The sequence below is a fragment of the Paenisporosarcina quisquiliarum genome, assembly GCF_027563315.1.
GTDB lineage: Bacteria > Bacillota > Bacilli > Bacillales_A > Planococcaceae > Paenisporosarcina > Paenisporosarcina quisquiliarum.
On the sequence record NZ_JAMKBJ010000001.1, the window covers coordinates 39,294 to 49,910 of the forward strand.

Annotated in this window: 12 protein-coding genes; 9 read left to right on the forward strand and 3 right to left on the reverse strand. The window is 41.1% G+C overall.

All coding sequences use genetic code 11. The features are described from left to right. Positions 1–90 precede the first annotated feature (90 nt). The 3 genes from sdaAB to recG are packed head-to-tail and all read left to right on the forward strand — an operon-like array spanning position 91 to position 3,704. Entirely contained in the window at positions 91–753 is a 663-nt protein-coding gene (gene sdaAB / locus M9R32_RS00195; RefSeq protein ID WP_269924730.1) for an L-serine ammonia-lyase, iron-sulfur-dependent subunit beta, read from the forward strand. 13 nt (positions 754–766) lie between these two features. After that, complete coding sequence (sdaAA, locus tag M9R32_RS00200) at positions 767–1,663, forward strand: L-serine ammonia-lyase, iron-sulfur-dependent, subunit alpha (RefSeq protein ID WP_269924731.1); 897 nt, start codon at positions 767–769, stop codon at positions 1,661–1,663. Continuing rightward, positions 1,656–3,704: an ATP-dependent DNA helicase RecG gene (recG, locus tag M9R32_RS00205; protein ID WP_269924732.1), complete on the forward strand. Its 2,049-nt coding sequence runs from the start codon at positions 1,656–1,658 to the stop codon at positions 3,702–3,704. The genes sdaAA and recG overlap by 8 nt, the downstream gene beginning before the upstream one ends. Before the next feature lie 240 nt (positions 3,705–3,944). On the opposite strand, the gene M9R32_RS00210 is transcribed toward recG, so the two are convergent. The 3 genes from M9R32_RS00210 to M9R32_RS00220 all read right to left on the reverse strand — a co-directional run bounded on the left by M9R32_RS00210 (position 3,945) and on the right by M9R32_RS00220 (position 5,998). After that, on the reverse strand, positions 3,945–4,136 hold the full coding sequence (locus tag M9R32_RS00210) for a BshB3 potential contributor to bacillithiol synthesis (RefSeq protein WP_269924733.1): 192 nt from the start codon (positions 4,134–4,136) through the stop codon (positions 3,945–3,947). A gap of 172 nt (positions 4,137–4,308) precedes the next feature. After that, on the reverse strand, positions 4,309–5,748 hold the full coding sequence (pdxR, locus tag M9R32_RS00215) for a MocR-like pyridoxine biosynthesis transcription factor PdxR (protein ID WP_269924734.1): 1,440 nt from the start codon (positions 5,746–5,748) through the stop codon (positions 4,309–4,311). Positions 5,749–5,812: 64 nt separating this feature from the next. Next, complete coding sequence (locus M9R32_RS00220) at positions 5,813–5,998, reverse strand: hypothetical protein (RefSeq protein ID WP_269924735.1); 186 nt, start codon at positions 5,996–5,998, stop codon at positions 5,813–5,815. A 74-nt stretch (positions 5,999–6,072) separates the two neighbouring features. Between M9R32_RS00220 and fapR the strand changes: the two genes are divergently transcribed. The 6 genes from fapR to rnc all read left to right on the forward strand — a co-directional run bounded on the left by fapR (position 6,073) and on the right by rnc (position 10,615). Continuing rightward, positions 6,073–6,657, forward strand: coding sequence for a transcription factor FapR (gene fapR / locus M9R32_RS00225; protein WP_269924736.1), 585 nt, complete (start codon positions 6,073–6,075; stop codon positions 6,655–6,657). Beyond that, positions 6,654–7,646, forward strand: a complete 993-nt coding sequence (gene plsX / locus M9R32_RS00230) for a phosphate acyltransferase PlsX (protein ID WP_269924737.1) — start codon at positions 6,654–6,656, stop codon at positions 7,644–7,646. Before fapR ends, plsX begins: the two co-directional genes overlap by 4 nt. Further along, complete coding sequence (gene fabD / locus M9R32_RS00235; protein ID WP_269924738.1) at positions 7,643–8,587, forward strand: ACP S-malonyltransferase; 945 nt, start codon at positions 7,643–7,645, stop codon at positions 8,585–8,587. The genes plsX and fabD overlap by 4 nt, the downstream gene beginning before the upstream one ends. Further along, entirely contained in the window at positions 8,587–9,333 is a 747-nt protein-coding gene (gene fabG, locus M9R32_RS00240; RefSeq protein ID WP_269924739.1) for a 3-oxoacyl-[acyl-carrier-protein] reductase, read from the forward strand. Before fabD ends, fabG begins: the two co-directional genes overlap by 1 nt. A gap of 146 nt (positions 9,334–9,479) precedes the next feature. After that, positions 9,480–9,716: an acyl carrier protein gene (gene acpP / locus M9R32_RS00245; RefSeq protein ID WP_016427714.1), complete on the forward strand. Its 237-nt coding sequence runs from the start codon at positions 9,480–9,482 to the stop codon at positions 9,714–9,716. Positions 9,717–9,847: 131 nt separating this feature from the next. Then, the gene (gene rnc, locus M9R32_RS00250; protein ID WP_269924740.1) at positions 9,848–10,615 is read left to right on the forward strand and encodes a ribonuclease III; all 768 of its coding nucleotides are present in this window, start codon (positions 9,848–9,850) and stop codon (positions 10,613–10,615) included. Positions 10,616–10,617 lie beyond the last annotated feature (2 nt).

Consider the following 10,617-nt stretch of genomic DNA (forward strand, 5'->3'; position numbering starts at 1 on the left):
ATTAATGTAAGCGGATTCTATTACTTTTGTTTAATGTTCTCTAATATTGTAAACTGTAGGTAGAAATTCGAAACAAAGGGGTTAAGTAAAATGAAGTTTAAATCAGTCTTTGATATTATTGGACCGGTTATGATCGGTCCTTCATCTTCACATACAGCTGGGGCTGCAAGAATTGGTCTTGTAACTCGAGAGTTATTTGGCAGACAGCCGAAATGGGCTAAAATTTATTTATATGGATCATTTGCTGAAACATACAAAGGACATGGAACTGACATCGCCATCATTGGTGGACTACTTGGTTTTGATACGTTTGATGAACGCATTAAAACGTCGTTTGACCTTGCACGCGATATCGGGATGACGTTTGAATTTATTCCTGAAAACGGTCATACAGAACATCCGAATACAGCACGACTTGTTATTGGCGATGAATCAGGTGAAATGGAATTGATCGGTATATCCATTGGTGGAGGGAAAATCGAAATCAGTGAATTAAATGGTTTCCCGCTTCGATTATCTGGAAATCATTCGGCAATTTTGGTTGTACATGATGATAAACCAGGCAGTATCGCAAAAGTAGCCAGCTGTTTGGCAGAACAAAATATTAATATTGGCCATATGGAAGTTTCCCGAAAAGAACAAGGTCAAATGGCTTTAATGGTTATTGAGGTGGATGAACCAATTGAAGATCATGTGTTACTGCAAATCTCTCAATTACCATATATCACACAAGTAACGAAAATCGCAGATTAAAGGAGTAATAGATATGAATGTCTTATTTCGTAATGTAAGAGAATTGGTTGAATTGGCGACTAGTGAAAATAAATTGATTTCTGAGTTGATGATTGAACAAGAGATGTTAATCACACGAAGAAGCCGTGAAGAGATCATGAATCAAATGGATCGAAACTTAACAGTTATGGAAGAAGCAGTGGAAAAAGGATTGAAAGGTGTTCAATCCACTTCAGGTTTAACTGGAGGAGATGCAGTGCTTCTTCAAAACTACATGAAAAAAGGCAATACATTGTCTGGAACACTATTGATTGATGCAGTAAGTAAAGCAGTAGCGACGAACGAAGTGAATGCCGCAATGGGTACGATTTGCGCAACACCGACTGCAGGATCAGCCGGCGTAGTTCCTGGAACATTATTTGCTGTTCAAAATCAATTAAATCCTACGCGTGAAGAAATGATTCGTTACTTGTTCACTTCCGGAGCTTTTGGATTCGTTGTAGCGAACAATGCATCTATTTCCGGAGCTGCAGGAGGATGTCAGGCAGAAGTAGGATCTGCGGCGGCGATGGCAGCGGCAGCTATTGTTGAAATGGCTGGAGGTACTCCACAGCAGAGTTCGGAAGCTTTTGCGATAACAATGAAGAATATGCTAGGTCTAGTCTGTGATCCTGTTGCTGGATTAGTAGAAGTTCCGTGTGTTAAACGAAATGCGATGGGTGCTGCCAACGCTTTGGTTGCAGCAGATATGGCTCTGGCAGGAGTGACTAGCCGAATTCCATGTGATGAAGTGATTGATGCGATGTTTAAAATTGGTCAAACAATGCCAACAGCTTTAAAAGAAACTGCGCAGGGCGGTTTAGCTGCGACACCGACAGGAAGAGCACTAGCTGAAAGAATCTTCGGTGCTGAATTTGTAAAAGGTGTCTGATAAAACGCATCAGTCCGTCAGTAGTTTAAAAGGCGTTGGTGGAGAAACTGAAAAATCACTGAATGACATGGGCATTGTTACTTTGCAGGATTTGGTCATGACATTTCCTTATCGTCATGAAGATTTCCGTTTAAAAAACATAGCAGAAACACCACATAACGAAAGAATTACAGTAGAGGGAAGGGTCGAAAGCGAACCTTCCGTTCTTTTTTTAGGGAAAAACAAATCGCGTCTGCAAATCCGACTTCTCGTAGGACCACATTTAATTAAAGTGGTCTTTTTTAATCAGGCTTATTTGAAAAACAAAATAACTAGTGGTCAAATCATCACCGTAACGGGTAAATGGGATCGTGGTCGTCAGGCGATCAGTGTGTCGAACTACTCGCCAGGACCTAAAACTGACAATGTTGATTTTGAGCCGATGTATAGTTTGAAAGGGACGCTTCAGCAAAAAAAATTCCGTAAATTCATGCATCAGGCATTAGAAGAAGTGGGAAACGACTTAGAAGAATGCCTACCCTCAAATTTAAGGGAAGCTTATAAACTTCTGCCTGTACAAGAAGCGCTAGAAGGTATCCACTTTCCTAAGTCTGCCGAACATGTGAAACAGGCGCGCAGGCGGTTTGTCTATGAAGAGTTATTACTGTTCCAGTTGAAAATGCAGGCTATAAAAAAAGCACGTAAAGAACAAAACAAAGGACTTTCCATTGCATATGATGTGCAGAAATTAAAAGACCTAATTTCGGCGTTACCTTATGAACTGACGAATGCGCAAAAGCGGGTCGTCAATGAAATATGCAAAGATTTAAAAGAACCTCACCGAATGAACCGTTTGCTTCAAGGTGATGTTGGTTCTGGTAAAACGGTCGTTGCAGCGCTTGCTTTATATGCAGTAATTACTGCAGGTTACCAGGGGGCCATGATGGCACCGACGGAAATTCTGGCAGAACAACATGCCGCATCCCTGCATGATTGGCTATCGCCACTTGGAATTCGCATGGCGCTATTAACAGGGTCTACTAAAACAAAAGCACGCAGGATTTTACTGGAGCAACTTCAAAATGGAGAAATCGACTTGCTTATTGGAACGCATGCACTAATACAGCCGGACGTGGAATTTAAAAAACTGGGTCTAGTCATTACGGATGAACAACATCGATTCGGTGTGGAACAACGCCGTGTTTTGAGGGATAAAGGCATGAGTCCGGATGTGTTATTTATGACGGCGACACCGATTCCTCGCACACTTGCTATTACGGCATTTGGTGAAATGGATGTATCCATTATCGACGAAATGCCGGCGGGGCGAAAAGAAATTGAAACGCATTGGGTGAAAAAGGAGCTGTTTGACCAAATCATAAAACGTATGGTGATTGAACTTCAAGCTGGCAGGCAAGCGTATGTTATTTGCCCGCTCATTGAAGAATCGGATAAGTTGGATGTGCAAAATGCAGTGGAAGTGTACGAACAATTATCGTCCATCTTCCATCAGAAATATAAGGTTGGTTTGATGCACGGCCGCTTACACTCTACTGAAAAAGATGAAGTCATGCGGGCATTCAGTGAAGGGGAAGTTCAAGTTCTCGTATCCACTACAGTTGTGGAAGTTGGCGTGAATGTGCCCAATGCAACGTTTATGGTTATTTATGATGCGGAACGTTTTGGCTTGGCGCAACTCCATCAATTACGAGGACGTGTAGGACGTGGCTCGGAGCAATCCTACTGTATCTTATTGGCAGACCCGAAATCCGAAGAAGGAAAAGAACGAATGACGTCGATGACTGAAACCAATGATGGATTCAAGCTCGCTGAAAAAGACCTAGAACTTCGTGGCGCAGGTGACTTTTTCGGTCGGAAACAAAGCGGCATGCCCGAGTTTAAGATGGCAGATCTGGTCCATGACTATCGTGCACTCGAAACAGCCAGACAAGATGCGGAAAAATTTATTTCTTCTGATGAATTTTGGACAAGCGAAGAGACGAAGTATTTGCGCACATACTTGGAACAGTCCGGCGCAATGGATGGGGACCGGATTGATTAAGTAGCTCTGTTTAATGGCATAGTTTTATCTTTACAATTGCTCTTGCAGTATGTTCCGAATGAGACCCCAGGTATGAAAAACACATAATTGAGGTCTCATTCTTCGAAAGACCTGCTCCTGCGATTACTCGTCGCAAGAAAATGGTCAAATTACTTTTTTGGTGACTCAAGGGAATTAAATAGTACAAGAAAAATCGCACAGGAGCATTTTCCTGTGCGATTTCACATCTCCAAATGGTATTTAATTTAAAAACCAAAAAATCAACGCTACAACGATTATTACAGGAATTAATGCGCTATACATTAATCCAAGCCAATTCATACTTTTTTCACTGCTATAAACAGCGTCACTTTCTTTTGTCACAAAGAGTGTACTTACTAGAGCGATTATTAAAATGATGGAAACGATAATTAATAAAAAAAGAATGTTCATATATCCTCCTCGACGTCATCATTATCGTAAATGTTCGTTAGAATGTATCCTTGTATGTTTTTCATACTGCACTATCGAATATTATTATAAAAGGATTCACAAAATTTATGACCATCCAATTTGCTATTATTTATACCATCCACTTTCGTGCTTGATAATTCATTTTAAAAAATTACTCTTGAACTAAAAGTAAGGCTTCTGCAAATCGTTTTATTCCTTCGTGAATATTTTCTTCATTTTCCCTAGCAAATGTAAAACGGACGTATCCCTTTTCTGAACCCATTGTTGTTCCAGGAACAAATATAACTCCTCTTTTTATGGATTCTTCCAGCAGTTTCATTTCATTGAATTCTTTATTCAGCTTACACCAGATATGAATTCCACCTTCGGGAGCATGAAAATGGACTTGATTCCCGAGAAAAAATTCAAGGCTTTTGGCTATTTGATCTCTTCTCTTTTTCAACTGCAAATTCAACCTTTTTATATGTGCAGGAAAGTCTTTTGATTCCAGGAAATCATTTGCAATCCATTGAGTGAAGCTCGAATGCCCAAAATCAATCTGCTGCTTTACATCTGTCAATCGTTCAATCACCGCTTTTGGACCTATAATCCACCCAATCCTCAATCCGGAAGCCACGATTTTTGATAATGAACTTATATACAGGACATTCCCATGAGTGTCCATCGACTTTAAGGTGCTGACTTCATTACCCCTAAAGGATGTTAAACTGTATGGATCATCTTCCACAATTGGAATTCCGTACTTAGATGAAATGTCCAAAACAGCTTTTCTTCTACTCGGGGATAGAAATGTTCCAGTTGGATTTTGGAAAGCAGGATTCAAGAAAATCATTCTGATTTTATGCTTTTTATATAAGGATACTAAGTCATCCGGGTTAATGCCTTCCTTGTCCATCGACAAATAATAGGTCCTGATGCCTGCAGATTTGAATATAGGGAGGCTGTAAGAATACGATGGATTTTCTATAGCTACTGCATCACCCGGCTTTAAGAGGCATTGGATGACTAAATGCAAAGCCTGCTGTGCACCCGAGGTAATAAGAATTGAGGACGGATCAGCTCCCTCCATTTTCCTTTCCTGAGACAGGTGTTTTGCAATTGTCTTTCTTAATATCACATTCCCTTGAGGGTGATCATAGCCTAAGCTTCCGATGAATGACCTGTTTGATGCCATGCTTCTCAGTGAGGTTTGTGGGAAGAGATCATCCGACAATTCTCCACTAGCTAAATTAATCAATTTATGATCAGTCACTTCTTTTCGGATTTTTTGGGTTACGGCTAAATTGGGTAATATAGAGCCAGCCTCAATATATCGATTCCAACTCGGGATCCGTTTCTTCGTAATCCCCCATATATCTTTATTGATTGTGGTACCGCTTCCTCTTTTTCTTTGGATTAGCCCATTAGATTCCAATTCGTCATATGCAGACACAACTGTACTCCGGTTAATGTTATATACCTTAGCCAAGAATCTTTCCGAAGGAAGTGGTTCATCATGCGGAAAAGTACCATCTGCAATTCCTACTTCGATATATTCTGCGAGCTGTTTATAAATCGCTTTCTTGGTATTTCTATCCGGCATCCAGTTCATTTTTCACATTCCCCTTTAGTACGTTTATCCATAAAGTTAATTGTGAGTTTCATGTCACGGTCTTTTAACGATTTCGTCTGCTTATTTCTATTATGGCACCAATGCCACCTGGAGAAAAATTAAACGCTATACACCCATTTGGCCATATGAAGTATTCTTTGACATCTTCTTTTCTTAATTGGCTCGGTAAAAAATGATCTGCATTGAAAAATGACTCTTTTGATACTTCTTTTGAAGAATGAACTTTCATACAAGCCTTGCATTCTTTTTGTGGTATTAATATACTGATATTAGTACCAAGTGCTAATATCGGATGGTGACCTTATGAAACGCTCAAAAAAAGAACGCCAACAACTGTTAATAGATACAATAAAAAATAACCCTTTTATCACGGATGAAGAGCTGGCGAGCCAGTTTACTGTGAGTGTACAGACAATTCGATTGGATCGATTGGAATTGTCTATACCTGAGTTACGTGAACGAATAAAACATGTCGCATCGAAATCTTTTGAAGATGAGGTACGATCTTTACCGTTAAACGAAGTAATCGGTGAAATGGTCGACATTGAGTTAGACGTCCGGGCGATTTCATTATTTGACGTGAAGACAGAGCATATTTTCAAACGAAACCGCATTGCACGTGGACATCATTTATTTGCTCAAGCAAATTCATTGGCAGTGGCTGTCATAAATGACGAGTTGGCATTGACAGTGAAATCGAATTTGTCTTTTGTTAAACCAGTTAAACTGGGAGATCGGGTCATTGCAAAAGCAACGGTAACAAAAAAAGATTCAGTAAAGAATCGCACATTTGTCGAAGTCACATCGACTGTAGAAAACGAAGTTGTTTTTGAAGGGCATTTTGAAATGTACCGGACAAATGAGCATAGTAAAGGGGATGTAACATGAGAATCGCAGTAGATGCTATGGGTGGAGACCACGCACCTAAAGAAATTGTTGAAGGTGTCTTAAAGGCGCTGAAGCAATTCGAAGATATCCATATTCTTTTATACGGACATGAAGAAAAAGTGAAACCGTTTCTTCAATCGCATGAAAGATTAACCCTGATACATACAGAGGAAAAAATTGAAGCGGATGATGAACCTGTTAGAGCGATTCGTCGAAAAAAAGATGCTTCTATGGTCCGCATGTCGGAAGCCGTAAAAAACGGAGAAGCGGATGCGTGTGTATCTGCAGGGAATACAGGTGCATTAATGGCTGCCGGTCTTTTCATCGTAGGACGAATTGAAGGGATCGATCGACCTGCACTTGCACCGACATTACCGACAATCGACGGGCAAGGATTTGTCATGCTTGATTTGGGGGCCAATTCCGATGCGAAGCCTGAACATTTGGTTCAGTTCGGTATTATGGGAAGTATTTATGCCGCAAAAGTGCGTGGGATTGAAGCACCACGTGTAGGTTTGCTCAATATCGGAACGGAAGAAACAAAAGGAAATGAATTGACAAAAGCCGCTTTTGGTCAATTAAAACAAGCACCAATTAACTTCATTGGGAACGTAGAGTCACGTGATTTACTGATGAATGTAGCGGATGTCGTTGTGACGGATGGTTTTACAGGCAATATGGTATTGAAGACAATCGAAGGTACCGCTGCTAGCTTTTTCAGTATGTTAAAAGAAGTATATGGCGCTTCGACGAAGTCGAAATTATCCGCATATCTAGTAAAGGATGATTTACGAGGGTTGAAAAATAAAATGGATTATACGGAATATGGCGGCGCTGCATTATTCGGTCTGAAAGCACCAGTCATTAAAGCACATGGTTCATCAAATGCGAATGCGGTAATGAACGCGATCCGTCAGGCACGCACAATGGTGGAGTTCGATGTGTGCGGCACTATCCATTCAACTATTGCAGGAGGCAAAACTCAATGACCAAAATTGCATTTATTTTCCCGGGACAAGGGTCTCAAGCAGTGGGAATGGGGAATGAACTAGTTCAAACCAATGCAGGTAACAAAGCATTCTTTGATAAAGCCGATCAACAATTAGGATTTGCCCTTTCCACACTGATGTTGGAAGGACCGGCTGAAGAATTAACTTACACGTACAATGCACAACCTGCACTTTTGACCACAAGTACGATGGTGTCAGAACTTCTGCAAGCTGCCGGTTTAAAACCAGACTATACAATTGGTCATAGTTTAGGAGAATACTCAGCTCTTGTGGCATCAGGCGTTATGTCTTTTGAAGACGGTGTGAAAATCGTCCATCAGCGAGGATTGTTCATGAATGAAGCGGTACCTGCAGGGCAAGGGGCTATGGCAGCTATTCTCGGCATGGAAGCTGATGCATTAAAAACGGTTACAGATCAAGTAACAACTGAAGGCGACATTGTCCAACTAGCGAATTTGAATTGTCCAGGTCAAATCGTCATTTCAGGAACAAAAGCTGGGGTTGAAAAAGCCTGTGTGCAAGCAAAAGAAGCGGGAGCTAAACGAGCGATTCCGCTTGTGGTCAGCGGACCGTTTCACTCGGAGCTTATGAGACCGGCGGCTTCAAAACTGAAGTCTGCTTTGAATGAACTGGACATGCACAATACAGATGTGCCGGTCATCTCAAATGTTACAGCAGGTCCTGTAACTTCCGCGGAGGAAATGAAACAGTTGCTTGTTGAACAACTTTATTCGCCTGTACGTTTCGAAGAATCAATTCGCTCATTATTGGACTTAGGTGTTAACACATTCATTGAGTGCGGACCAGGTAAAGTTTTGAGTGGCTTGGTGAAAAAAATCGATCGTTCGGCAGTGGTTTATGCAGCTTATGATAACGAAACAGTCGAGCAAGTCATTGAGGCAGCAAAGGAGTGGGCGTAATGGGGAAATTAATGGGGAAAACGGCAATCGTCACTGGTGCTTCACGAGGCATAGGTGCTGAAATCGCAAAATACTTGGCAAAAGAAGGCGCACGAATTGCCGTGAACTACAGCGGCAGTCAAGCAAAAGCTGAAGAAGTTGTAAATGATATCGTTGCAAATGGCGGAGAAGCTTTTGCCATTCAGGCAAGTGTCAGCGATGCAGATAGTGTATCTGCAATGATCGCTGAAACAATGAGCCGTTACGGTAGCATCGATATTTTAGTCAACAATGCGGGAATCACACGCGACAATCTATTAATGCGTATGAAAGAAAACGAGTGGGATGATGTAATTAACACGAATCTAAAAGGTGTATTTTTGTGTACGAAAGCCGTTACTCGTCAAATGATGAAGCAACGTGCTGGCCGAATCGTCAATATCGCATCAATCGTAGGCGTTTCAGGAAATGCGGGTCAAGCAAACTATGTGGCTGCCAAAGCAGGTGTCATTGGATTAACGAAAACAACTGCGAAAGAATTGGCGAGCCGTAACATCAATGTCAATGCCATTGCACCAGGTTTCATTACGACTGAAATGACGGATGAACTACCAGAAGAAGTGAAAGCTCAAATGCTGACACAAATTCCGTTGGCGAAGCTAGGCAATCCTGAAGATGTAGCAAAAGCAGTCGTCTTTTTGGCTTCTGAGGACTCTAACTACATCACAGGTCAAACGCTTCATGTAGATGGCGGCATGGTGATGTAATTATCCTCTATGAAGTAAGCGTGGTTTTTTGCACTGATAACAGAGTATTAGTTTTCAGATATCAGTACAAGAAATTACATCAGCTAGCACCATCTATGGTGCAAGCTGTGTCTTTCTAGTATAATCATTGAGGGGAGGTGACTTTAGTGGCAACAGTAGTAGAGCGTGTAACAAAAGTAATCGTAGATCGTTTAGGTGTAGACGAGAGCGAAGTGAAAATGGAAGCTTCTTTCCGTGATGATTTAGGTGCTGACTCTCTAGACGTGGTAGAACTTGTGATGGAATTGGAAGATGAGTTCGACATGGAGATTTCAGACGAAGATGCTGAACAAATCAGTACTGTAGGAAATGCAGTTACTTATATCGAAAGCAAACAAGGATAAGCAATTATTCAATTGCGAGACGCGTTAGACATTCTTTAAGAATGGTCTTTCGCGTCTCTATTTCTTTTTGCACAAAAGAGGACAAACGGGTAAACTAGACCGTAGAAACTAAAGGAAGGCAGATTATATAGATGACGGGTAAACGTAGAGGGGCTCCTCAAAAAAACGGAACATTTTCCGAAACAGTCAAGCAATCATTTGCAATATTACAGCAAGAATTAGGAGTTCAATTTCAAAATCCGGAACTTCTTTATCAATCATTTACCCATTCATCTTATGTGAATGAGCATCGACGGAAATTTTACACGGACAATGAGCGACTTGAATTCTTAGGTGACGCTGTTCTTGAACTCTCTGTCTCTCAATATTTATTTCAAAAGTTTACTTCCATGAGTGAAGGTGAATTGACAAAATTACGTGCGGCGATTGTTTGTGAACCGTCACTCGTTTTATTTGCGAATGAATTGAACTTTGGGAAGTATGTGCTTTTAGGTAAGGGAGAAGAGATTACTGGAGGACGAGAACGACCAGCACTTCTTGCAGATGTGTTTGAGTCATTCGTTGGTGCGCTTTATTTGGATCAAGGCTTACAACCTGTCGTGAAGTTTTTGGAACAAGTTGTGTTTCCAAAAGTCGAAACCGGTGCTTTTTCGCATGTGATGGATTACAAGAGTCAGTTGCAGGAAATGGTTCAACAAATGAACAACGGATCTTTGAACTACGAAATTGTAGAAGAAAAGGGTCCTGCCCATAATCGTACATTTGTTTCAAGTGTTCGATTAGGGAGCAACGAGTTAGGCGAAGGAAAAGGAAAGTCTAAAAAAGAAGCAGAACAAAAGGCGGCCCAAGTTGCAATAATTCGCATACAAGGCCAAATTGCAAGTAGACAGGAGGGCTAAAT

What these genes read in the sequence shown, in the direction of transcription:
- sdaAB (WP_269924730.1), top strand. Translation starts at nt 91, where the DNA reads ATGAAGTTTAAATCAGTCTTTGATATTATTGGACCGGTTATGATCGGT.
- sdaAA (WP_269924731.1), top strand. Translation starts at nt 767, where the DNA reads ATGAATGTCTTATTTCGTAATGTAAGAGAATTGGTTGAATTGGCGACT.
- M9R32_RS00210 (WP_269924733.1), bottom strand. Translation starts at nt 4,136, where the DNA reads ATGAACATTCTTTTTTTATTAATTATCGTTTCCATCATTTTAATAATC.
- pdxR (WP_269924734.1), bottom strand. Translation starts at nt 5,748, where the DNA reads ATGAACTGGATGCCGGATAGAAATACCAAGAAAGCGATTTATAAACAG.
- M9R32_RS00220 (WP_269924735.1), bottom strand. Translation starts at nt 5,998, where the DNA reads ATGAAAGTTCATTCTTCAAAAGAAGTATCAAAAGAGTCATTTTTCAAT.
- fapR (WP_269924736.1), top strand. Translation starts at nt 6,073, where the DNA reads ATGAAACGCTCAAAAAAAGAACGCCAACAACTGTTAATAGATACAATA.
- plsX (WP_269924737.1), top strand. Translation starts at nt 6,654, where the DNA reads ATGAGAATCGCAGTAGATGCTATGGGTGGAGACCACGCACCTAAAGAA.
- fabD (WP_269924738.1), top strand. Translation starts at nt 7,643, where the DNA reads ATGACCAAAATTGCATTTATTTTCCCGGGACAAGGGTCTCAAGCAGTG.
- fabG (WP_269924739.1), top strand. Translation starts at nt 8,587, where the DNA reads ATGGGGAAATTAATGGGGAAAACGGCAATCGTCACTGGTGCTTCACGA.
- rnc (WP_269924740.1), top strand. Translation starts at nt 9,848, where the DNA reads ATGACGGGTAAACGTAGAGGGGCTCCTCAAAAAAACGGAACATTTTCC.